Annotated in this window: 14 protein-coding genes; 12 read left to right on the forward strand and 2 right to left on the reverse strand. The window is 38.1% G+C overall.

What is annotated here, in order from left to right; genetic code table 11:
• Positions 1 to 33: 33 nt before the first annotated feature.
• Complete coding sequence (locus MHB43_RS17735) at positions 34 to 1,242, reverse strand: sugar efflux transporter (protein WP_339176875.1); 1,209 nt, start codon at positions 1,240 to 1,242, stop codon at positions 34 to 36.
• Positions 1,243 to 1,903: 661 nt separating this feature from the next.
• Between MHB43_RS17735 and MHB43_RS17740 the strand changes: the two genes are divergently transcribed.
• From MHB43_RS17740 to MHB43_RS17755, 4 genes are all read left to right on the forward strand, one after another.
• A complete protein-coding gene (locus MHB43_RS17740; RefSeq protein WP_339176876.1) occupies positions 1,904 to 2,314 on the forward strand; it encodes a sigma-70 family RNA polymerase sigma factor in 411 nt (136 codons plus the stop codon).
• Between the two features lie 715 nt (positions 2,315 to 3,029).
• Positions 3,030 to 4,363 (forward strand): IS3 family transposase gene (locus tag MHB43_RS17745; RefSeq protein ID WP_339183318.1). Its coding sequence is split into 2 segments (ribosomal slippage): positions 3,030 to 3,432 and positions 3,432 to 4,363, totalling 1,335 coding nucleotides; the frame shifts between segments, so codons are not numbered across the junction.
• A gap of 479 nt (positions 4,364 to 4,842) precedes the next feature.
• Positions 4,843 to 5,865, forward strand: a complete 1,023-nt coding sequence (locus MHB43_RS17750) for a glycoside hydrolase family 43 protein (protein ID WP_339176878.1) — start codon at positions 4,843 to 4,845, stop codon at positions 5,863 to 5,865.
• A 344-nt stretch (positions 5,866 to 6,209) separates the two neighbouring features.
• Positions 6,210 to 7,046 (forward strand): alpha/beta fold hydrolase, encoded by an 837-nt coding sequence (locus MHB43_RS17755; protein WP_145148156.1) that lies wholly within the window; start codon positions 6,210 to 6,212, stop codon positions 7,044 to 7,046.
• A 792-nt stretch (positions 7,047 to 7,838) separates the two neighbouring features.
• Here the strand turns inward: MHB43_RS17755 and MHB43_RS17760 are convergent.
• Positions 7,839 to 9,047: an IS110 family transposase gene (locus MHB43_RS17760; RefSeq protein WP_339185407.1), complete on the reverse strand. Its 1,209-nt coding sequence runs from the start codon at positions 9,045 to 9,047 to the stop codon at positions 7,839 to 7,841.
• 336 nt (positions 9,048 to 9,383) lie between these two features.
• On the opposite strand from MHB43_RS17760, the gene MHB43_RS17765 reads away from it, so the two are divergent.
• The 8 genes from MHB43_RS17765 to MHB43_RS17800 all read left to right on the forward strand — a co-directional run bounded on the left by MHB43_RS17765 (position 9,384) and on the right by MHB43_RS17800 (position 24,323).
• The gene (locus MHB43_RS17765) at positions 9,384 to 9,974 is read left to right on the forward strand and encodes a hypothetical protein (protein WP_339185409.1); all 591 of its coding nucleotides are present in this window, start codon (positions 9,384 to 9,386) and stop codon (positions 9,972 to 9,974) included.
• A 624-nt stretch (positions 9,975 to 10,598) separates the two neighbouring features.
• Positions 10,599 to 13,625, forward strand: a complete 3,027-nt coding sequence (locus tag MHB43_RS17770) for a DEAD/DEAH box helicase (RefSeq protein ID WP_405117622.1) — start codon at positions 10,599 to 10,601, stop codon at positions 13,623 to 13,625.
• A gap of 292 nt (positions 13,626 to 13,917) precedes the next feature.
• Entirely contained in the window at positions 13,918 to 14,946 is a 1,029-nt protein-coding gene (locus MHB43_RS17775; protein WP_405117623.1) for a hypothetical protein, read from the forward strand.
• Positions 14,947 to 15,799: 853 nt separating this feature from the next.
• A complete protein-coding gene (locus MHB43_RS17780; RefSeq protein ID WP_405117624.1) occupies positions 15,800 to 16,447 on the forward strand; it encodes a restriction endonuclease in 648 nt (215 codons plus the stop codon).
• A 702-nt stretch (positions 16,448 to 17,149) separates the two neighbouring features.
• Positions 17,150 to 17,689, forward strand: coding sequence for a DUF4145 domain-containing protein (locus MHB43_RS17785; RefSeq protein WP_036673684.1), 540 nt, complete (start codon positions 17,150 to 17,152; stop codon positions 17,687 to 17,689).
• 119 nt (positions 17,690 to 17,808) lie between these two features.
• Positions 17,809 to 19,311: a PIN-like domain-containing protein gene (locus tag MHB43_RS17790; RefSeq protein ID WP_405117625.1), complete on the forward strand. Its 1,503-nt coding sequence runs from the start codon at positions 17,809 to 17,811 to the stop codon at positions 19,309 to 19,311.
• A 528-nt stretch (positions 19,312 to 19,839) separates the two neighbouring features.
• Complete coding sequence (locus MHB43_RS17795) at positions 19,840 to 20,244, forward strand: hypothetical protein (RefSeq protein ID WP_036673688.1); 405 nt, start codon at positions 19,840 to 19,842, stop codon at positions 20,242 to 20,244.
• Positions 20,245 to 20,420: 176 nt separating this feature from the next.
• On the forward strand, positions 20,421 to 24,323 hold the full coding sequence (locus MHB43_RS17800; RefSeq protein WP_405117626.1) for a CHAT domain-containing protein: 3,903 nt from the start codon (positions 20,421 to 20,423) through the stop codon (positions 24,321 to 24,323).
• The last annotated feature ends 653 nt before the right edge of the window (positions 24,324 to 24,976 follow it).

Below are 24,976 nucleotides of genomic sequence, written 5' to 3' on the forward strand. Positions count from 1 at the left end.
AAAAATCTACATTATCCCATTGAATCGGCGTAGTCAGGTTGAAATTTGCGGTTCATCTACAGGCTGTCGTCCACTTACCACAAGCATAATTACAGCAACAATGATAAGTATAAAGCAGAAGATAAATGAGTATCGGTAACCCACAATGCTGGCTACTCCACCACCAACAAGACTACCAATCAGCCTGCCGATTGTGGATGAATTCGAATAGAGTGTGGAAGCATATCCCGGCATACTAGGTAGCAGGTCCTGAATGTAGCTAATTCCAATCGCAGAAATGACGGCGACAAAAACAGCGAGCAAAATTTGTGCTGCAAGCATTTGCCACATCTCGTTCGAGATAAGGATAACGAAATAATAAGCTCCTCCAAAAATAGCCCCGCAAAACACCAAGATTCGGTTACTATACTTTGCACTAAGTAGACCGAGTACAATCATAAAGGGAATTTCCAGCGCAGCACATATACTGCTGACTAAACCGACATGACTTGTCGTTCCCCCAAGATTGTTTGTAATAAAGAGAGCCGTGTTTATGGTGCTCATCCAATGAGCCGTATACATGAGTATCATAATGAGAAAAGGAATTAGAATATCCCGGTTTTGAGCCAGTCGGAAACTTTTTATATTCGCTTCAGCATTACTGCTCTTCATTTCTGTGTTTGATTTGAGAAACAGGAAAACAAGCAGAGCTACGAGCAGGAAAGCTCCGATCGTTCCCAAAAAAATCCCCTTAAATCCAATAGCAGTGAGTAATAAAGTGCCGATTAAAGGACCTGTAATAAAGCCGAGAGAGAAAGCAGAACGCAAGGTAGAATTAGCAAACGCACGCTCCGTAAAATGACTCTTTATCACTGCTTCTCTAGAAATAGCGAACAACTGGGGCATCCCTAGTGCACCAAGGGCAGTAAACACAGTCATGTAAATGAACAACATCGGAAAATCTTGAATGAACAAGTATCCACTAAAGGCCAGGACATTAGAGAGAGTAGAGAAAAGATAAACGCTCTTCCGATTCAAGCCGAGGTCAGAACGTCTCCCGATTAGCGTACTGATCCATATTCCTGCAATTAGTGTAACAGCTAGATAAAGACCAAACATTCCAATAGATACGCCAAGCTGTTCCGTGAAATAAATAGATAAAAAGGGGGTACTGAGTGAAATGCCCATTCCCTGTAATGCCATACACATAAAGAGTAAAGCATACGAAGGAATGGAAAATAAGCTGATGAATCGATTGATCATAGTGTAAAATTACTCCTCAGAATTTGTTGTTGTGTAACCACCATGCATGACCTTGCTTTATCTCGTCTAATTGCATTTTACTGGTGAATTCTTCACATCCACTTTGGGAAGCTAATAAACGCTCACATTCATGGCTGAATAGAATCAATCGTACATCTTTATTATGTACTAAATGACAACACAAACAATATAACATTCGTGCCAAATGCTTGCCTAAACCTACCATAGACTCGTGTGAGTATACAGTAAATTAAAGGCAGTTCCCGGAAAAAGGAGGTTCCCTTTTCACTATCAACAGGTTGTTATTAAGGAAATACATAGTCATTTCTAAGACAGTACATGTGGAGCATGATCCAAGGCCTCATTCTGCTGTAAACTATGCTTGAAGCCACCAAAAATCCATTTTACAAGATAGGGGGATGAGCGTTAAAGTTAACGCAATTAAAGACAGGCGATAGATTTAAAAAGATGAGGTTTTAAAACAAATCAGGTGTACTCAAATCAGCTTTAATTTTGTTTTATAACATACACAGATGCGAACTCCCTAAGTTACCATATTGTTGTTAGAAACTTTTTCTAAAAAATGTCCCTTTAGAACTACCTAGTTTGTTATGCATATATCAACTTCATCGCGAATACCTGGGAGGTGTCTTAAAGAAACATGGATGAGGAAACCGAATACAGAATTAAAAGAGTACAAGCGGGCGAAATTCAGGACTACGTTAAGCCTGAGGTTTATTTCTCCGCCTGGCTCTACAAATTGGCCTATCATCACTACATAAACATAATCCGTCGAAAAAAAATGCAACAGAAATGGAATTTCAGATTAATGGCTCATGATCAATCTACCATTAGTCCTGCAGAAATGCTGGATAGCCAACTCTTTAACGAACCACTAAGCCGGGCGCTTGAGAAACTAAATGTAGTTGAACGGAACCTATTGATTCTGCGTGTTTTTGAAGAAAAATCGTTTGCTGAAATTGCTGGAATTCTGAATAAAAGTCCCGATGCCAGGGATAAGGAAACTAATTACGTTACTTACCATCGAATTGGATGGAGGGACGCTAGGTAAAGAGGATCTGGTCAAAATAGCTGAAGAGATGATTACATCTCGTTAGTGTTCTAAACAACAAACTCAAATACAAAGTAAAGAGTGAGTACAGATTATCTAAGCAACATTCGCCGATCTCAGTCGGAGAGCACTTTTGTTCAACATTAATAATCTTTCTTACCCTTGAATACAATCCATAGTAACAATAGAAGATTTGCTTGGCTCCAACATGGATGCTCCACCTAAATAGGTATCCCCGAAGATTCCTTTTTGATAAACTTGGCAAAAAGTTGACTTATAGATGGGATATCTAACTACAATTCCAGTTTTTTGCCGAGGAAGGAAATTCACCGGAAATGGGCGAAAGCTTTACAGTCGCAAGTCAGTTATCAAGATTCGCAAAAAGGTAAGAAACTGGGGAGAATTCCAGTGTAGACCGATTCGTCGGAGCGATTCTCCATTTCGTCCACAGGTGTGTATGGTGACGCTATCCTAAAAGTTTACCTAAGAACGGCAGGAACGACCTATTCGTGGTCAGAAGAGGCACAATGAACGCGTCTAATTTTTCAAGCTAATACGCGCTTTCCTCCTTTTCTGCACACCCTCATATTCGATTACAGCAAAAGGCCACCCGCAATCATTAAACTGTACCCTATAGAGTAGATACTTTAAAAAAGTCTCTCTATGGGGTATTTTTGTTATATACCATGTACGAGACAAGGACGGAGAACGATTAATGAGTAAGAAAACATTTACAACAAGCGAACTAGAGCAACTTGCTACAAATCCCTATGTGAAGTCTGTTTCGACCAAGGGAATCACTTATACGGACGAGTTCAAACAACTCTTTATTACATTAAATCAGCAAGAAAGGCTGCCTAGAGAGATCTTTGAGACTTGTGGATTTGACGTTCAGATCATTGGAATGACTCGGGTCAAAGCCGCAGCCGACCGATGGAGAGCCAGTTACAACGAGCAAGGGGCTATAGGCTTACAAGATACACGAGGCAAACATTCAGGAGAGTCTCTAAAACGAGAGTTAACCTTGGCAGAAAAGAACGCGAAACTCGAAGCGCAGATTCACCTGCTCCAAGCAGAGAATGAACTCTTAAAAAAGATTCGCCTGGCCGAACGGGGGTGGAACCACGAGTAAAACTAACGCCTAGCCTTCGATACAGGTTAATCCGAACCGTGATTGAGAAATACCATCTTCAGCGAATGGTAAGTGTTCTGTGTGAGACTGCTGGGGTCTCCAAAAGCGGATATTACCGATACTGGAGCACTTCAGCCATTCACAGACGCACGAAGAAGGAACAGGTTGATGAGGAAATAGGTGTGTACATTCGTCAAGCCTTCCAGTTTAAGAAACGTAACAAGGGCGCTCGTTCCATTAAGATGACGCTGCAAGGACAATTTCAGATCATTTGGAATCTCAAGCGCATCCGAAGAATCATGAAAAAATACGACATTGTATGTCCTCATCGACGAGCTAATCCCTACAAACGAATGATGAAGGCAACCCATGAACATCGAACCATGCCTAACCTGTTACAACGCAACTTCAAACAAGGCATCCCGGGCAAAGTACTTCTAACAGATATTACATACTTAAGTTACGGCCAAGGGAAACGCGCCTATCTGTCCACCATTAAGGATAGTTCCACCAATGAAATTTTGGCTTATCATGTGTCGGAGCGAATGACGATGGATCTGGCGACAAACACGTTGCTTCACTTACAGAAAAATCGCAAATTCAAGAAGAGTCGTAATGCCTTCATTCATTCCGATCAAGGTACGCATTACACTCATCCGGATTTTCAGAAGAAAGTGAAACGGATGGGGCTTGGACAATCCATGTCAAGACGAGGAAATTGTTGGGATAACGCACCGCAGGAGTCGTTTTTTGGTCATTTTAAGGATGAAACTTCCTTAAAGAGCTATGCCACGTTAGACGAAGTCAAACGTGAAGTTAAAGCCTATATGACCTACTATAATCACTATAGATACCAGTGGAACCTAAAAAGGATGACCCCTGTACAATACAGAGATCATCTTCTTGAAGCCATATAGTTTTTTTTAGAAATGTCCTTTACATAGGGTACAGTTTATCATTTGCGCCAGCGGCCTTTTTTTCTTGGCCTTGTTGTGCGGCGACACAAAACAAGAAGCAAAACGCGAGCAATAGGTGTATATTTCCAATATAATCAAATAGGCGGGAATTGTACATTTTTTCGGGGGAAAGATCTTTATTATGTGTATAGGAAAGAATAAGCGGGGCTTATACAATAACATTAGAGATTGTAAACGCTTGCTTTGAATTCTGAGGATGCAATCAATGAATTACCGTAATCGCTGGATACTTGAGCGCTATTCTGAACCTAGCGCGGGAATGCCTACATGCTGGACGATGAAGCGCCTCCCTTGTTGGCTTGCCTCAGCCAGCTGCTTCACCGGCGTCTACCTGGGGCTGCGCGCCTTGGGCAACGGTACAGAGAACACCAGCCCTAATTATGAAGGATTCTATTATCCAATACCAAAGGAGATGCCTTATGAATCAACAACAACTACCTAAGCCCCACCAGCCACTCGTAACCCACATCTTCACTGCGGACCCGTCCGCCCATGTCTACGAGGGCAAAATCTACATCTATCCTTCCCATGACCTTGATCATGACGAGCCGAGCAACGATAACGGCGACCAGTATAAAATGGAAGACTATCATGTCCTCTCGATGAACAACTTCGATTCCCCTGTGGTCGATCACGGCGAAGCGCTGCATCTGAGAGATATTCCGTGGGCCTCCAAGCAGCTCTGGGCACCGGATGCCGCTTATAAAAACAATACCTATTACCTGTTCTTCCCGGCACGGGACCATGACGGCATCTTCCGTCTGGGTGTGGCAACATCAGAGTCTCCGGCAGGCCCGTTCAAACCGCAGCCGAATTATATGGAAGGCAGCTTCAGTATCGATCCAGCTGTACTGGTGGATGACGACAATCAGTCATACATCTATTTCGGCGGACTCTGGGGCGGACAGCTGGAGAAATGGCAGACCGGCAGCTTCATGCCAGATGCAGAAGGACCGGGTCCTGACCAGCCAGCGCTTGGACCGCAAGTTGCACTGCTTAGTGACGATATGCTGTCCTTCCAGGGCAAGCCTGCCGAGATATCAATTGTCGATGAAGACGGGAATCCGATTCTGGCCGGGGATGAGGAACGGAGATATTTTGAAGGCCCATGGATGCATAAATATAACGACTATTACTACCTGTCCTACTCTACAGGAACCACGCATAAGCTCGTATATGCGATCGGCAAGAACCCGATGGGACCATTCACGTTCAAGGGCGAGATTCTCTCTCCAGTTATCGGCTGGACAACCCACCACTCCATTGTGCAAGTTGAAGATAAGTGGTATCTGTTCTATCACGACAGCTCCCTGTCGGAAGGCGTCAACCACAAGCGCTGCGTTAAATATTCCGAACTGAAATACAACGAAGACGGAACGATCCAGAAGATCAATCCTTATCCGGGTGGCGAGTTAGCGGAAACAGATAGGATTACAAAATAAGGCATAACATGAGGCAGCTCCTGACGGGGCTGCTTTTTTGATAGGAGGATCAGTTGTGTTACTCAAACTTGGAGAAAATCTCTGCTGAACAAAGAATATTTTACTGTGAGACTATGTGTAGAACAGTAGAAAATGATTCTTTCTATTGAGGACCATTACCATTAATCATAAGAGATCACTTTTTATTGATTGGTTTAGAGTTGCAGGAGAAAGGAGTGTAGAAGTTTCCAATTTACAATGAACGATTCTATTTAATTCTTGGGTACGATTGACAATAGTAGATTGCATATGTAGCATTTGAATAGTAACAATTAAACGATCATAACTAAACGGAGGGATTTTCCATGGCTAAAGTAAACGTAGGCGAAGAGAATGCACAACCAATTGAACTGTATTACGAAGATCATGGCGAGGGGAAACCCATCATCCTTATTCATGGCTGGCCTTTGAGTGGAAGATCCTGGGAGAAACAAGTACCTATCCTGATTGAAGCGGGCTACCGTGTTATCACGTATGATCGTCGTGGTTTTGGTCAGTCTTCCCAACCTTGGGATGGTTATGACTACGATACTTTTGCATCTGATTTACATAAATTGATTTTGCACCTCGATCTGCGCGATGCTACACTGGTTGGGTTCTCCATGGGAGGCGGCGAAGTAGCTCGCTATATCGGAACATATGGAACGGAACGGGTTTCCAAAGCTGTATTTGCAGGCGCTGTTCCTCCTTACCTGTATAAGTCCGAGGACAATCCACAGGGAGGATTGGACGATGCAACGATTGCTGAATTCCAAAATGGGGTTAAGGGTGACCGTCTAGCCTTCTTGGATGGATTTACAAATAACTTTTTCGCTGCAGGAGATCGTACAGACCTTGTGAGCGAGCCGTTCCGTCTATATAACCGGGATATTGCTGCTCTGGCATCCCCTAAGGGTACCCTGGATTGCATTGCTGCCTTTGCTCTTACCGATTTCCGTCAGGACCTGGAGAAATTCAATATTCCGACCCTGGTTATTCATGGCGATTCCGATGCCATTGTGCCGCTTGAAGTCAGTGGACAACGTACACATGAATCTATCCCTGGCAGCCGGCTTGTTGTTGTAGAAGGTGGACCACATGGCTTTAATGCGACACATCCTGAAGCATTTAATGCAGCGTTGATCGAATTTCTGAAGAGCTAAGCTTTGATTAAAACTGGTTAGAAAAACATACGAAATAAAAAAAGAGCAGGACACCCTTTTGGAGTAGGGGTGTCCTGCTCTTTCAACGATTACAGAAATTCGACTGTATCATGTTGTTCCCGGACAATCCTGGTTGTATCAACCTTGTTGTGCAAGGAAGCGACCGCTTCTTCACTCCATGACGTACTAAAAACCAAACTCAATGTTTATTATCAACGACTTTCCATACTGAAACACTGTCTGAAATTAATAGTACTTTGTATACGCCAACTAACCTGTATATTCTCATGAAGAGAGCTTCGTTCGAAGATAGAAGAAGACCACCTTAACCCTAAGTTTGATAATTAATCTTAATCTAAGGCCAGGACATATGCATATATAAAAATCGAAGAGGTGAACAAATTAAAATATTTCCATTATATATTGCATGTACTTCAACAGCTGAGCTTAATACCGTTACTGAGTATGTAAATATGTCGAGGGGCAAGAACATGGTCCCTTCGAAGTCGCTATTTTAGCGACTTTTTTATTTTATCGGTACAAGTTCTTGTCCCAAGCCAAGGACAAGAACTTGTACCGATTGCCGGAATGGACAAGAACATAGTCCGATTACCGATTAGGCATAAACCTAAACGGTTCTTTTCCTCGTTAATTCATTAAGCTATACCAGCTAATAGCTTGTCAAGATTACCAGTAAAGTGATACTAAATCATGTGGTATAGTTAAAATGAGCATGCCAAATAACCCTCCAATTTCCGATTTGTCTTGGAAGGTTATGCCAATAGTAATCTTTTAAATTGGACGAAATTCCTTTTTGTTTTTCAAGATTGCATAGAGCCAATGGACGAGCTTATTTGCACATGCGATTAGAGCTACTTTATGTGGTTTTCCTTCTGCTCTCTTGCGATCATAGAACGCTTTGATTCGCATATTTCGCGAGCGTATAAGCCCACACTGGACAGCCATTACCAGGGCGTAACGCAACTGCCTAGAACCGCGTTTCGTGATTCGGTTTCGAGTTGCTGTAAATTTACCCGAAGCAAAGACACTCGGGTCAATGCCTGCAAAAGCCACCAGCTTTTTTGGGTGATCAAATCGGTCGACTTCTCCAATTTCAGATAAAATTGTTGCAGCAATTTTATGCCCAATACCGGGAATCGACTGAATTAATTCATACTCTTCAATTTCTTCAGCGAGAGCATCTATGTTCTGTTCCAGTTCAGCAAGATGCTCTTGGTACTGAAGAATAAGGGTAATAAGAACTTTCAAATTGATTAAGTGGCTTGCATACATGGTTTGCTGAAATGGGTTTTGCTTCGCCGCGTGTAGCAGTCGCTGAACCCGTTGGTTAATCCAGCCCTCTGAACGCCCCCGTTTCGAAGAAAGTAGTTCTTTCATCTTAGCTTTGAGTGTAATTTCATCCGTCTGTAAAACTGAATATGAGGTTGGAAAATTACTTAAAAACCGTAGTGAAATACGGGAATACATAGCTCCAAAGACGCCTTTGTAAGCTGGGAAAACCTGATCTAAAACGGCTTGGAATTGCAGCTTCGTCTGTACACACATCTTTGAAAGGGACTCATACTGTCTTGTAAGATAGCGTAGATTGAGAAGTTGCACACCTCTTTTCTTAAAAGGTTCAAACTCTTCCTTGTAGTACAACTCTCCTAATAGGTAAGCGTCCGCAGCATCCGTCTTTACTTTACGAAGTTGAGATTTTCTAAGCCGATTTGAGATGAGCGGATTAATGACAATGTAAATGTAGTGATGTTCTTCTAAGAACTGAACAACGGGACTTTGGTAATGGCCGGTTGCTTCTAGAATAAGCAGAGGCCGAAGTTTGGATGTAGTCTCAACATCCTTCAAAACTTGATGTAAAATTGCTAGGCCATCACGAGTGTGCTCGAACTGGAATGTCCCTCTGAAGGGCTTTCCGCGTGCTAAAAAGGCTTGTCCATGGCTTTCTTCTTTTGAAATATCTAGACCGACAACTGGATTCATTTCATCTCTCCCTGTAAGTTTAGATTCACCGGCATCCCTAAGGTTCTTCTGTCGCTCCATAGCATCGCTTGTTATACGGGATCTTACGTCCCAACCAGCCTCAATCATGGTCATGACAAGTAGGGCGAACACTATAGCACTCGGGATCAAGTCCCACGGGCAGGTACGATCGACCGGACTACCTTAATCCTCTATGCAAATGAAAAAAGGATCAACCAGAAAGAACTGGTTGATCTCATAATACGAACGGGCAGGATAGTTTAGTGAAGGTGGAGAATAACCTCTGGGAGAAGTCGATAACTAAGCAAGGTAAAGGGGAGATCAAAGTTGAAACGAATGCCTTTTGAACGACCAACGGAGCATTATGACGAACGGATTTCTAAAATTGACGAGCAAATTTGTGAGATGTTGAAACTTCGGAAGCAGCTTTCACACAACAATCCTGGTTTCCCGCCATTTGAATATATCTCTGAATGGGCTGAAACTTTTGAACTTTACGAGGATTTTCTGAAAGTCGTTTTTGGAACATTGAGAAGTGAAGAGCATTATAAACCAATGGTTGATCCATCGGATTTCAGAAAACATATACCCGTATTAAAATCAGTCGAAAAAGGGAATTTCTTTTATACTTTAAATTCAATAAAGCAATATAATAATGCAAGTGTAGTGACTTTTAATATTGATTGGGATGAGACTGAGGTACCCTCATTTACTAATAATCACCACCATTTTGAATTGCAAATTGGAGATGAATATGATTGCCGAATGCTAAAAGGTGGTGGTCATTCAGGTCATGCTTTTACTAATTATGTAGTATCACCGCCATTACCTGATAAAACTCCAGGACTTGAGTTAACGTTTATAGAATATTTTAAGCCATTCAGTGAAAAAGAGACGGGAACAAAGATTGTCTTTAGTCTTGAATAGCTTCAACAAGCACTGTCGCGGAACAAGAACATTGTTCCATTCAAAGTCGCTATTATAGCGGCTTTTTTGTTTTAAGGAACCAAGTTCTTGTCCCAAGCTGAGGACAAGAACTTGGTTCCTTTGCCGAAAAGGACAAGAACATTGTGTCATTGCGGATTTGATTGTTATCTAAATATTATCATGACAGAACTAATGTGGTGGGATAAGGCTCAAATCGTTTTCTGAAGGCAAAATCTCCGTTCCAATGCTGAATAGAGTGGGATATTTAATCTGTTTCATTAAGCTAACAGACAGGTTAGCTTACCTAAATGTAAGTGAAGAGGGAACAGAACTTCTTCTCTATACCGGTTAGATAAACGTCAAAACAAAAAGCTCATTTACTTAAAACATGAATATGCAGCATATGAAGTATGATTTTCACATTTCATTTCATATAAACAAGAGATATACTCGGGCGGGACAACCCAACTCACAGTATTGAGCCGAATCCGCTAAAAACAACTATTCAGAATGCCCGATTTACAAATAATAGAAATAATTTTTGTTAACCGTATTCTGAAAGAATTATTATATAATTACTTCAAGAGATCTTCAAAATTTTAACACAGAAAGAAGGTTTTTTTCATGCGGTATAAAACAGTAGTGTCAACCATAGGACGTGGTAATAAATTGAGTCGTTGTACAGACAGCAAAGGTAATAAATTAAGTCAAGCAAAAATTATTGATAGTTGGAGATTGTCTTATCAGGAGAGAGTTTCGCGAAGGGAAGGTGAGATTGGCTTACGTTCACCTCAATTTGGAGCTTTATCGGCAATTCGTGCACATTGGGTAACATCAAATTCTCCAGCTACAATAGTGTTGCCTACTGGTACAGGAAAGTCCGAAACAATGTATGCAACAATTATTTCTGAAAGAATTGCTTCAACATTAATCATAGTGCCTTCTAATCTCTTAAGAGAACAAATTTATGAAGGAGCGCGTCATTTTGGAATACTTCCCAAATTAGATATGATCTCTAATGAGTCTATTTATCCAACTACTTTCCTTTATAAATCTAAAGTTGAAGCTACAGATGAAAAAGCTCTAATTGCTGCACTTCAGGAGGCGAACATAGTTGTTTCTACGCCAGGTATGATAAAAAAAATGCCTTCATCTGTTTGGGAGAAATTTATTCAAAAACTAGAAGTGGTAATCTTTGATGAAGCACACCATCTTGCATCACCGGATTGGGGAGCGGTGAAAGAAATGGTTTTAGGAAAGAAAATTCTACAATTTACTGCAACCCCTTTTAGAAATGATGGAAAGAAAGTTGATGGTAAGATAATATTCAATTACGGACTGGCAATGGCGCAAAAAGCTGGATACTTCAAGCCAATCGAGTTTTATCCAATTCAAGAATTTGACGAACAAAAGTCTGATGAAGAGATCGCGAAAATCGCAATCCAACAATTAAAAGAAGATTTGGGCAAAGGATTGGAGCATGTTCTCCTAGCACGAGCGAAGAGTCGTAAACGCGCCGATGAGTTATATGAAAAAGTATATTCTCAGTATACAGAATACAACCCAGTTGTAATTCACACTGGTATTGCTTCTACCCAAAGAAATAAATATTTACAAGAAGTTAAGGATGGTAATGCAAAGATTGTGGTATGTGTAGACATGTTTGGTGAAGGTATCGATATTCCAACATTAAAAATTGCAGCAATCCATGATAAATATAAGTCACTTCCAATTACACTTCAATTTATTGGACGATTTGCTCGAACAAGTGGTAATAATTTAGGAAATGCAAAGCTCATAACAAATGTGGCAATGGATGATCTAAAGGACTCGATAGAAGAGTTATATCGTCAAGATTCTGATTGGAATTCGCTCCTCAATATACATTCACATCAAGCTATTGATAAAGAAATTGAACTTAGTGAGTTTATTGGAAGGTTTGAAAAAGGGCATGTTACGGATATAGATATATCACAACTCAAGATGAAAATAAGCACCCGAATGTTTCGGTGTCCTACTGAAAGAACTTTTGTAGACGCGTGGAAACTGGTCTTGGATCCAGATAGAACTACATCAATGATAAATGAAGAGGATTCTGTTTACATTTTCATTGAGGAAATTGAAACAAAAGTAGTTTGGTCTGATCAAAAGGATATAATGCAATATGATTATGATTTTTTTGTTTTGTTTTTGGACAAAGAGAATGGAATAATACATATAAACGAAACTGATACAGGAAAGGGGAATCGACTCGTTGAAAGTATGTTTCCACAAGCCACAGCAATTAAGGGAGATTCAGTATATCGAAGCTTGAATGAGATAAATAGGTTAATGATTGGCACTTTAGGATTGAAACAACAACCAAGTGGAAGGATTAGTTTTAGAATGTTTGCGGGTACCGATATTAAGTCTGGAATCAGTGAAGCAATCGTGTCAAATTCGACTAAATCTAATTTATTCGGTTATGGTTATCAAGGTGGGGAACGTATAAGTATCGGTTGTTCGTATAGAGGGAAAGTTTGGATGCGCTGGGTGGAACGTATAAACTTTTGGACAGAGTGGTGTCAGGATATAGGGAAAAAAGTGTTGGATGATACCATTGATACAAATAGTATTTTAAATAATTCACTCACTTTAGAAGTAATAAAGGACTTCCCAGAAGGTGTTCCTTATAAGATACTATTACCGGAACCGATTGAAACATCTAATAGTTTCACGAAACAGTTGTATATTACTAAAGAAGAAAGGGCATATCCCTTCTATCAATCGGAATTAAGCAACCCCAGTTTGGTTGATGGAAATCTTCGATTTGAATTCTTGATAAATGAAAGAAAATTTATATTTGAACAAATTATTAATGAGTCCTCTTATAGTTTTAAGCAAATTGAAGGTGAAAAGCTGATAGTAAAATTAGGTAAGAAATCAGTTCAAATGATCGATTTCTTATATGAGTATTCCCCAGAAATATCTTTTATACAGCATGATGGAACTGTAATTGTAGTCCAGGAGAATCTAAAAACAGTGATCAAACCAAAAAGTGGAATTAAGTTATCTTCAGATGCTCTTATTGCTGTTAACTGGCCTGATCTTGGAGTCAATATTAAATCAGAATCACAAGGGAGAGGAAGAAAGATTGATTCTATACAATACGCTACGATACACAATATTGTCGATCAAAGTTCAGACATAATTTTTGACGATGATGGATCAGGGGAAATTGCTGATATTGTTTCTATTAAAATTGATATGCAGCATAGAAAAATTATATTTCATCTTTATCATTGTAAGTATTCACACGGAGAGCATCCCGGTTCTCGTGTCTCAGATCTATATGAAGTTTGCGGCCAAGCTGAAAAATCAATTGTTTGGAATGATAATGTATTAGAAATAATACAAAGAATGATTGAAAGGGAAAATTCGAGACAGAAAAGCTATGGTGAAACACGATTTGAAAAAGGGAACTTACAAACTTTAAATATGTTAAAAAAGATGGTGAGAGCTGGTTATGAAACAGAATTTGAAATTTCTATTGTCCAACCAGGAGTATCAATATTAGCGATCACAAACTCTATGAAACAAATTATCCTAGCAACAGATACTTATTTAAAAGATACGTTTGGTTTACGTTTGACATGCTTTTTTAGTAATTAGTTGGATATTTGTGGCTTACAAAGACATAAAAAAGAGCGTGCAACTGTAAAGAGTTGTACGCGTAGTTTATATTTTATAGGATTAGAACCGTTTAATATATACAACTGGGTAGTAGAATTTTTAGGTTTAGGACAAGCTGGACTTAGATGGCTTAATAAGCCAAACCCATAATCCTTTCTAATTAGAAAAAGTCTATAACTTGCGAAATAACTGCAATCTCTAAAGGTATCAACATTCAAAACTGTCTCTCCGATATAAGGAGTAATAAAAATTGGAGGTATAAACATAGCTTATGAGAATCAATGCAAAATCTATACTACTCTTTCTTAGTATAATTCTCTTATTCTGTGCGTGCTCAGAGAAAGCAAGTAGTAGTCTCCATGTTGAACTTTCCGTAAAAGAAGATTTCGATAAGGATAACCGACTCCTTTTCACCGGCACCACTAATTTACCAAATAGAATGAAACTTGTTTTATCTATAACAGGTGAAGATGGATTCTCAGCTCAGAAAGAAGTTGAAGTCAATAATGGTAAGTTAGAAAGTGAGTTGATTTCTAATAATGGAGCAGGGTTAGTTCCTGGAAAGTATAGCCTTCAAATCACGTCTCAAGCAGGTATCATACAACCTATTTCAGTTCAAAACATAATTGGTAAACAAGGTGAGAATCTTGAGGGTGAATTTGTTTTGTCCCAAGAGACTCTTGGAAAAATGATCGGATATACGTATTCTTTTAGCACGAGTGATTCTCAGACCGCAGCGACCGAGAGCGAGAAGGTTTGGGATGAGTTAAATGGCTATTTAGCCACAGGACAATACGCTCTCATAACGGAGTTTATTGATAAGATCCAAACAACAGATCAGGATCTCCAGATGATGTATCACTTTTCAAAATATCATATCTATGGCCAAGCTGGAGATGATAAAAAAGCATTAGAGTCCTTATATAGCATCCCTAAGAACTATAAGGGTCGAAATGAGGATTTGATTAATTACTACAAATATTTAAATGATTTTTACAAAGATGAATCTCCTTTTAGCTTTAATGATTACGTAGCACTCTACAGAAAAAACCGAATTACCCCAACCTCCTTCGCATATTATGCAACTAAAAGTGAACAATTCGGTGATACTAAAAACAGTGATGCTGACACAGTTTACAATTATATGATGAAGGAGTTCGATATCTTAACGGATTACGGAAACAATTACGTTCCTGAAATACACGATCCCATTATACTTGAAAGAGCTAGTACACATTTTGGAATGACATTGAGTCAAGTAGATGAGATTTTTATGAATCGAGCAATGCAATTACCGTAATTTGTAGCAAATCACAAAAACGAGATCTTCTTATGTGAAGATCTCAAATGTTATAGCTTTAAAAAGTGGAGTGTATGAAACACGCGAAACAAAAATCTGCCAGCCATAGGATCAAGGATGTCGCCAGCAAGATTGTGCTGAGAGAGGATTAAAGGGTGTCGAGGAACAAGAACATAGTCTCATTGAAGTCGCTATTATAGCGGCTTTTTTTGTAGAGGGACAAGGACATTATTCCATTGCCGAAAAGGACAGGAACTTGGTGTCATTTCGGATTAGATAGTAATATCGAGGATGGTTTACAAATAGGCCATCTTGGACTGTCACTAAGGTAGATAGGTGATATCCGTCAGAAGAGCGAGACCAGGGATTCTTTTCATGCAGTCTCTCTATAAAAGGTTAGGTAATGTTAGGTGCTCCTGAGCCGCCTTAGCCATCCGTTTGAATGGTTTGGGTTTCAGATGAAGACAGACCAAACCGAATTTCTTTATCAATCTGCGAATTCGTTTGAGATTATACACGATACCAAACTCATGATGAGCGTCATTTTGCTGGAACGTGAACCTTTCTTAAAACCTGGGCGATGAAAGGCTCTCTTCACCCATTTAAAGACATCTTCATCGCGCTGAGCCTGCTTTAAGCGTACCATCTGCTGCTTGAAGATAACGATAGTAGCCGGATCTGGAGACCCCTAAAAGCTCACAAAAGTACCGGGTCATCCGCTTCAAACCTTGGCCTACGGCTTGTTAACAGAGTTCAAAATCTTGATTTTCATAATACTACGATCACAAATTCTATCTATAACCTTGAAATATATGGTATTGTTGTACTAGAAATTAGAAGGAGGGTAGACCTAATGGACTATATTATTTTTCTGCTGATTATTGCTGCAGTTTTTGTGTTGTCTATATTAATTCTCATCTTGTCGAGAAAACAAAAGACTATCGTTGTATTTGATAAGGAGGATTACGATCTAAGAGAAATCACTTTAGGTGATATTGATAGGATGGGTGACGGCTCAGGTTTTGAAATGTACCTATACAGATTATTAATCGAGCTAGGCTACTCCGGTGTATATAAGACTGTGGGTAGTCGTGACTTTGGAGCTGACGTAGTTTTTACTGATCCGGATGGAGTCAGAAATGTCATCCAAGCCAAAAGATACGCTGTAGAAAATCCGGTAGGCATTAGTGCCGTTCAAGAAGTCTTCTCTTGTATGAGATACTATAAGGCCAAAAAAGCGGTTGTCATTGCAACAACCAGATTCACAGATTCATGTGAAATGCTGGCAGGTATCAATTATGTGAAATTGATTGATCGAACTGACTTATCCAACATTATTGAGGCCTTCAGGGCTGGTGACACCCTTGAAGCACGTAAAATAATCGAAGCGGAACCCAGAAGGTTACTTGAATCCTGGTCAGAGACAAATTCAACTACGCTGCATGAAGTTCGTAAGGATTACAAGGCCGAGAAGTATGTAAAAAAAGTGATGAGTAAATGAGAATATATATTATTATCCATGGGAAGAGGAGGAAGGGATATTGGGAAAGTTTATAGCGTTTAAGTTGAATAAAGGTGACTCGTTCTATTTAGAAATAAGAGTACATAATTAAAAGAAATCGGTAATGGTAGATGGTGGAGATGAATCAGAGTGGCTAAACACTTCAAAACATAGTAGGTAAGGATAAAGTAAATGCTGCTGTGTGCACACACAAAGACAGTGACCATGATAAGGGAATAATAGCAATCTTAGAAAGTATCAGCTGTGATGAGGTTTGGTTGCCATCAGAATGGGGAGATGTACTTAATCATTTCACCAGAAGTAAATTGTCAGTACAGCCGGCATCACGAACCCTGATCCTTACCGGGTTAAACTCTTCATGGCCAAACTCACATACCCACGATGCTCAACGATGAGATTCTGCAGTTACATCGTTCGGTGAAATCCTTTTATTTTTCTTTGTATCCCACTCTGCAGCTTTGTGGCTATGAGAAATCGAAAAGGAGACTTTTGTTTGTGCTGACAAAGTATATTCACTCCTAGTAATTGCAACTTTTAGTCAATCATTCTCTTCTCTGATCCATAAGTATAGGTGAGTACTTGAAACTTTAACAAGGGTTATGTTTCATCAGTTAAGTAGCCGATAATATTTATTATATATGATGTATAGCAAGTAAACTATTGGAAAAGTGGGGTATGTATATGAAACGAATAACAAATGAGAACTTTTATAAAGCTGATGAACTTTTTAGTTATTTTGTTAAGCCCAATCTACAGACAGGTGAAGAACAAAAAATTACGGAGAGTCACTTGATAGAGTTGATCGATAAGCTTGATCTTAATGAACATATTGTTCCAGACATAAAAGAGATGTTAGAAGTATCTAAAGCTCTCTTTGCCTACGGTTATTTATATTGGAGTTTCCTGACACTATCGCTGGATCAAGCATTTAAGGCTTTTGAGGCTACCGTTGCTCATGTTCACGAGAAGGTCTATGGATCAAATTACTCTGAAGGTAACCGTGTGACACTTTCAGCTATGATTGACAGATTGTCTAAGAGAAGAATTATAGATACTGAACAAAAGTATAAATTCCATAACATAAGAAAATTTAGGAATATGCAGGCTCATCCATCTTTTCAAGCGCAGCTTGGGTTGCCTTCCTATGATGTACTGAAAAATCTATGTACAGAAATAAATTCCTTATTTCTTATTTTACATAATCGTAGTCTTAGTGAGTAATTAAAGCTGAGTTAAATAAAGAGGAGAGATCTGGGTCACATGGTCACGCTTATAACTGATTTTAAGTTTTACTGGTAAATGCGAAACATACAAGCTGAATATGTAATGGAGGAGAATAGATGAGTTATCTAAGTGAACAAGATTTCAGGAGACTTTGGAAAAGTGCTCTCATATCCGTTGACACATCTGCATTGCTTTTTTTACAAGAATGTAATTCACCGCTTTCTAAATATGCAATGGACACTCTACTTTTTATTGAAGATCGTATTTGGATTCCTTCCCATGTTGCTAATGTTGAGATGGATCCCCAACTCAATTATACCGGTGAAATAACTGGTTCAATTAGAAGTCTAAATAATTTTGATAGGGAGTTCGATAAAACTATCTCGGCCATAGATGAAAAATTTCAATCGCTACACAAAAAACTAGATGAACAAGGTCATGAGTTGCTGTCAGATTTAATTGCTGAAATCGATATAAATAAAGTTTTGTATGATGCAATCAGCAAGTTCAAATTAAATGTAGCTTTATCAACCGAAGAGAACAAAGATTTCCTTCAATCAAAATTGGTACAAGTATTCCAAAAGTCACTTTGTTCTAGAACTAGCACTGGGTTTACTGACGAAGAGGTCTCAGATATTGAACAAGAAGGTATCATACGATATGAAAATAGTATCCCGCCAGGATACAGTGATCGAAACAAAGCCACAAATAAATTCGGGGATTTAATCATTTGGAAGGAATTATTAAAAAAGTCCAATGAAGAAAAAAAACCTATTTTGTTTATAACAAGAGATAAAAAAGAAGATTGGTTCAAACTAACAGATAACAAGATTGTAGAAGTACGAGAAGAACTACGTAAAGAGATGGAAGCGAACAATGCCGAAGTGTTTGTCATATACTTCAATGATTTTATTAAAATGAGTCTTGAATTTGTAAGCAGAAACTTCGAGGAACTACAGGAGAAAGTTGATAATCAAGAATATGAATTAGCTGAGCAAATAGAAATTTATATTAACGAAAATATGCACGGAGAAATTGAAGAAAAGCTTACAAATATAGAAAGTATCGAATATAATTCAGACTTTATTGCAGTGGATGTGGTTGAAGATATAGAGATTAATAATTATATTAATGATATTGATGATGAAATAGTGATTATTAATTGTAAGGTGAATTTTACTGTATATGTTGATCATAATTATTATGTTGGTAGTAGAGAACCTAACATTGAGCTTCCTAGTGTAATAAAATGTCAGGTAGATGCAAGGGTTTATATTGAAATTTTTTCTGGTACACATAACGATCAAATTAAATTAATTGATATTGATTCACCTTACATTGAACTGGATGAAGTTGAAGTGATCAGTTCAACTGATCCGCTAGGTCATGATGAGGATTATGATGATGCATTTCAAGAAGATACAGAACCCTACGAAGACCAGGAACGTACTGATGAACTTGAGGCAGAATTTGAACGAAATAAGGAACAAAAAGAATCAGCTTTTGCCAATGAGGAACACATTAGCGTGGAAGAAATTGAAGCAGATCTTGAAGAACGTATTCGACAAAAAGAAGCTCAAGATGACTACGAAGAGAGGTTACGGGAAGAAGAAGAATAGTTTCTATTCATAACCCAGAGAGTTCTTTTCCGATATTAGATACTAAAACTACATTAGTAATTCATTCAGTACAATTGAAGCAAGAGATTCATTAAAAACTAATACAGCGGGCATCACATGTTAACTGATGTATTCACATTTCAATTTTCACTTCAGTAGTAATCTTAATTACGTGTATCATTCTTTGCTTGAAAGGGAGAGATCTATATAAAGTTGCCGTTTATAAATCAGTATTTTCTGAACAATACTTATCAACCTATTATTAGGAGGATGTTTTAGCATTTATAAATGGAATTAATCTCCTTTTGATAATCAGCTGCTTCAGGCCACCCCTCATTTATCAGTCTTATATTTATAACTAGGGATGACTGATAGTGAGATTCTTATGTATTACAGTGTCTTCGTTTCTATTTTTTCATTAGCTTACTGATCGCAAGATAAAGAAGTTCATAGGAAAGTTTCGTTATTATATGGTTTAGCTACGTAACACGTATCTCTTTATTGATAATAGGCATAGGGATAAGGCACATGAAGACTAATCATTGGTCAGTTAATTTGGCAATAATATATTTGATTCTTATTTCGATTGTTAATATAAGCATCTCAATTTGGTCGTCTATTGAATTTAATCAGATAACACAAAATTTCAACGAAGCATCAAAAAATTCAACCGTCACTCGAGAAGCTGATTCGTTAATTAAAACGGCTGCGAGTGCTCTTATTTACATTTTGCTAAGCGGATTTGCGATGTTATTTACAACTATTGCATTGTTATTTCCAAAACGCATGATGGATTTAATTGAGAAGGTAGTTGATGACCCTGATGCTGACTTTGATTCGATTTATAAATTCAGATTAGTAATGGTTCTAGCTAATAGCAGTATTCTCATATTGGATTTTTATGGAATAGTCAGTGCATTCAAATATCTGTAAACATTTATGTCAATATAGCAGATGTATTTGAATTTTAGGCTCCAGTTCACTATTCAGGCGTTCAAAGTGAAAACGAGCAACACTCATAGAAAACACCTAGTTTCCTAGGTGAAGGAACTAATTGTTAAATAATAGTAGTATCCGAACGGAACTTTACTAATATGGGAGTGAACCGTATGGAAGCACCAGCGACTACAGGAACTGTTTTTTTTGAGAATAAGGTTACTATTTTATTAAACAATATAGGTCCAGATTTAACTCAAGTAATAGCGGGTAATCTATTGAGCCATGAGGGAGAAATACTCATTGTCGATTATTATGGAAAACCAAAGAAATCTACAAATCCCAAGATCGAAGTCCTGAACATGACATCTGTGTCAGTTAATGATTTGTTTACTTCGTTAATGGAGCACACTAATTATAATTACCTCGTAATTAATGGAGTTGAAAGGTTAATCAAATCCTTTAATGGAGATGGATTATTTATAAGAAAAATCGCAAATCAGCGAATTAGATTCTTTCAACAACATCAACTTGACTGGAACTGGCTGTCGAGTTTTGTAAAAAGGCTAGGTGATTTGCTAAATGAAAAGAAAGCTATTGTTTGTCTTTATGTAGAAGAGGATTCCAGAGACACGATCTACAAAATATTAGAAGATAACGATGATGTAGATATTGCTGTATTTTCTATGGCAGAAGAAGATAATGTTGTAATTGATATTCAAAAGAAACTGCTTGAGGAAATGCAAACTAAAAGTTTAGAAGACATGATTCAAATAATTGATAACCAAAGAGATCAATTGCCAAAAAAAATAATAAATATATATAAAGCTATAACTTACACTAAGCATGGATTAAAAACAAATGCAATATCATTATATGAAAGCGAAAGAGTGTCGCTTCAATCCAATGAATTAATTACTTTAGCGGATCTGTACTATGCAAATAATGAACCTGAAAAATCTTTTGAAATTGGTAAGCAACTGATTGAAGAAGACCCTTTTGTTAATGGTGTAGCTAGAATAATAATTAAATCTGTATTAGCCGTTGAATTTATTAATGACAATGAGATCCGATATTGGCTTGAAACTAGCGAAGAATTAGAAAAAGAAAATCCAGAAATATTGGATTTTCTTGCCAATGGGTATAACCAAATTAGGGACTACCAAAAAGCCGCAATCATAAGACGAAATATCTATACACTTAATCATAATCCTACAGAACTATTATTAGCTCGTTTCTTGGATTTGCAAGTTAGTCCTCCTACTGATTTAGGTGTGGTATCTAGTCATGTATTGTCACAAGTTCAAGAATTCCCAGATCTTGAGGCAGAAGCTCATTATAGACTGGGGTTATTTTTTAATATTAATTATGGTAGTGCATACAAGGCATTTGAGCACTGGTCAGAGGTCCCTTATACTACTGATGCCCCTTTTGCATTTGAAGCTGCAAAAGGCAGGCTTAAGATACTTGAGGATAATTTAGTAGCATGTAAAGTTTTAAGAATTAGACTTAAGGACGATGATGTACGGGAAGATAAAAGATTACTAGATCGAAAGGTCATGGAACTTATAAAGAGTATGGAGGTTCTGTCCACAAACCAAAAAGGTTATCTTATCTGGGGTAACTACATTGATAAGTCATATACTAAAAGTACATGGAAACAAGGATTATCAAAAGCATTCTTAGCAGAAATTGAAGAATGGAAATTAGTTGATAATGAAATAATAAATCAATCATATTTAATAAAGAAAGATTTAGAAGCTGATCTTGATATGGAATTAACTCCTGCAACGTCGTTGCGTCTACTAAGAAAATTAAAAAGTATGAGTTTTGTTCGAGGTCAAGATGAGGAGGAACTCCTTAAGATTATTGAAGGGGGACTTATGTACTCTGAAGCCTCTGGCGATATAGAAAACAAAGTTTGGATAAGGTACGAGGCTGCATTAATATTGGGGGCGATGGGAAAAGATCAAGAGTCTCTAAATCATTCATTGACGTTGTTTGAAATTGCAAGTGCAACTTCAGAACCATTTAATCATATAGCAAGAATGCTTGCCTTTTTTTCCTGGGGGAACACTCAATTTAGAATTGGAAATAGTACAGAAGGTGTATTCTCAATCATTGTGGGTATGAGATTAGCAAGGATGACTGGGGAATTAGGAGCGTTTGTGGAAGATGGTATAAGTATGATTCAGCGCATAATTTTAGATCAGGGAGTTGTTGTTTCATCTGTTCATAAACAAGACCTTACTGAACTATTCGAAAAATTCTCAAATAGAACTGATGCACATCATGTCGCAATTCATTCTTTTATTTTAACTGATGATTTTGATAAGCTCTATGATCTGTTAAATCCTATTATATATACCTTCCCAACTGAATTAGATACAAATTGGGCGATCCATCTTTCTAACTACATCATGGCATGTATAGAAACAGATAGATCTGTAGAAGCATCGGAGCTAATTACTAAATATTCTGAAATGGTGATTCCACATTTACTTGTGAGAAAAGATTTGCTCATCAGGTGTTTACAATCTTGGTCTCAAATTCTGATTAGCGTTAAGGTGGAAGACTTAGATGGATATCATCTTACCCGTCGTCTATTAAAAGTTGCAGTAGAAATTATGGATGCTAGAAGAAGTGGTCTCTTTCATAAAGGGGAGCGCGCAAATTTCTCCGATTCTCACCGTAGTACATTACTTGACTATCTTGAGATACTCGTATTGATATATAAAGGAGAAGGATTCTCTGTTGAAGAAAAGCAATCGGCACTACAAGATCTTCTAGAAGTTTTCCCTTATATCAGTCCAAGGTCTGTTCTCGAAACTCGAGCGAGTGACTCGAATTTGACACCTGAGCTAAGGGAGTTGGAAAAATCTTATAAGCGGATTTATCAAGAAATAATAATGCTGGAACACTCGAAGGAAAAGGCTGATCTTGTTCATAAACAGAATGAGATCGTAGAGGAGTTAAAGAAATACCATCCCTATTACCGATCATTATCAATTACAGCTTCAAGTATTGCTGATTTATACACTGAATTAGAAGATAAAAGTATCTTTGTTCAGTATGCAGTGCTGAAGTTTGGGGTCATCGTTCTAATAGCCAGTAATAAAAAGCTTGATGTAGAATACGTACCGTTGGATACATTTAAATACAAGGAAGCAGCTAAAATGTTGGGAAACATGCTGCAAGATTCATATGATTACACAAAGGAGGAAGAAGAGCTGTTCAGCATATTTGCTGAGAGTTTGTCTGAGCCAATATTAATAATTTTGAATGACTTCTTAGCGTCTATAAGTATGGGGATGTCAGAAATAGCTCTTAATATTTCTCCTGATTTATCACTTCCATTGTTTTCTGTAAGTTTATTGAATGATAGAGGGGAGTGGTTACTTAACAAAGTGAATGGAGTTAGTAACGTTCTTGATTTATCTCAGGTAGTAAACCAAAGAGTTGTAAAGAAAGGAAATACAAAAGTAGTAATTGTGACTCTAGGTTCTACGAAGGATAAAGCCATAGGAATAGCGAGGAATAAAATAAAAGATTGGATAACCTACCCACAAATAATACATCTTGAGCTTGCTGGTCAAGAAGATGAAATTGATAAATTAGCATCGCTTTGTGAAAAGGAAACTCCATCTACTGTCATTGTTATAGGACATGGGATCAGTGATAGAAACGCAGGTTTATTAAGCGGTGCTGTTGGTATCCAAGGCCAATCCCATACGATTTGGGGAGAGGAATTTGAAAAGTTGCAAGAGTTAACAGATAATCTTATATTAATATCATGCAGTGCTGGCTCAAGCTATGAAGAACAGATCGAATCAAGTACTGGTGTTCTTAACAGTATCCTATCTTATGATTTTTCGGGTGTAGTATTGTGCCGCTGGGATGTTAATGCTCAAGCAACATTTGAAATCCTCGATTTTTTCTTGAAAGATATAACAAATAAAGGTGTTGTTAACATAGTTGATTCCCTTGTTACGAGTCAGCGAAAATTAATGAAGATTGATAAATGGAAAAACCCAGCTTTTTGGGCAGGGCTGGAGTACTGGGGATCTCGAGTTTAAATCTCCACCACCACACCCATTTTGATTCGAAATTGTTATTACGCTTAAAACAAACCAACTGGCTATGATTTTAAAAATGACCGTCTCCTAGTATTCCAATGGAGGATGGTCATTTTTCAAAATCGGTTAATTAATGTAAGTATTTCGTTTTTTTATGTCAATTTAGAAAAGGAACCTTTCTTATTGAACATGATCCATAACCTTAAAAGTTCAAAATCCAAATAGTCAAATCACAAAAGAAAACTAACTGCTTCATTAAAAGCCCTAAACTAAATTGTTTAGCGGCTTGGATAAAATAAAATGGTGTTTATCTAGTGCTACGGTTTGGGACCAGTGTACAACATGTCGAGGGACAAGAACTTGAGCTTTTTGCCGATTAGAAGTATGTCTATTCGAATCTCTGATTGCTAATTCAGTAAGCTTACGGGCAGCTTAGTGAAACCAGAATATTTGAAAATAAGATACGGGTTCACCTGTTTTCTGTCTTATAGCAAGTGTTCATTCGGTAGCTTCCGAACTGGCGCTATTGACGTTTGTACACTCAAATATAACAGGCTTCATCATCTGCAATCAGGCTTGCGAGGTCCTCACCCAAACAGCTCATCCGGATGTATCCAGTCGATTAGCGAGATATTTCCCTCGGTATAAATCAG

The organism is Paenibacillus sp. FSL H8-0317 (assembly GCF_045040685.1).
Classification (GTDB): domain Bacteria; phylum Bacillota; class Bacilli; order Paenibacillales; family Paenibacillaceae; genus Paenibacillus.

Bases quoted from the DNA above. Each gene is read 5' to 3' on its own strand.
- MHB43_RS17795 (WP_036673688.1), top strand. From the start codon at position 19,840: ATGAAGACTAATCATTGGTCAGTTAATTTGGCAATAATATATTTGATT.
- MHB43_RS17740 (WP_339176876.1), top strand. From the start codon at position 1,904: ATGGATGAGGAAACCGAATACAGAATTAAAAGAGTACAAGCGGGCGAA.
- MHB43_RS17760 (WP_339185407.1), bottom strand. From the start codon at position 9,047: ATGAATCCAGTTGTCGGTCTAGATATTTCAAAAGAAGAAAGCCATGGA.
- MHB43_RS17750 (WP_339176878.1), top strand. From the start codon at position 4,843: ATGAATCAACAACAACTACCTAAGCCCCACCAGCCACTCGTAACCCAC.
- MHB43_RS17785 (WP_036673684.1), top strand. From the start codon at position 17,150: ATGAAACGAATAACAAATGAGAACTTTTATAAAGCTGATGAACTTTTT.
- MHB43_RS17770 (WP_405117622.1), top strand. From the start codon at position 10,599: ATGCGGTATAAAACAGTAGTGTCAACCATAGGACGTGGTAATAAATTG.
- MHB43_RS17765 (WP_339185409.1), top strand. From the start codon at position 9,384: ATGCCTTTTGAACGACCAACGGAGCATTATGACGAACGGATTTCTAAA.
- MHB43_RS17780 (WP_405117624.1), top strand. From the start codon at position 15,800: ATGGACTATATTATTTTTCTGCTGATTATTGCTGCAGTTTTTGTGTTG.
- MHB43_RS17755 (WP_145148156.1), top strand. From the start codon at position 6,210: ATGGCTAAAGTAAACGTAGGCGAAGAGAATGCACAACCAATTGAACTG.
- MHB43_RS17790 (WP_405117625.1), top strand. From the start codon at position 17,809: ATGAGTTATCTAAGTGAACAAGATTTCAGGAGACTTTGGAAAAGTGCT.
- MHB43_RS17800 (WP_405117626.1), top strand. From the start codon at position 20,421: ATGGAAGCACCAGCGACTACAGGAACTGTTTTTTTTGAGAATAAGGTT.
- MHB43_RS17775 (WP_405117623.1), top strand. From the start codon at position 13,918: ATGAGAATCAATGCAAAATCTATACTACTCTTTCTTAGTATAATTCTC.
- MHB43_RS17735 (WP_339176875.1), bottom strand. From the start codon at position 1,242: ATGATCAATCGATTCATCAGCTTATTTTCCATTCCTTCGTATGCTTTA.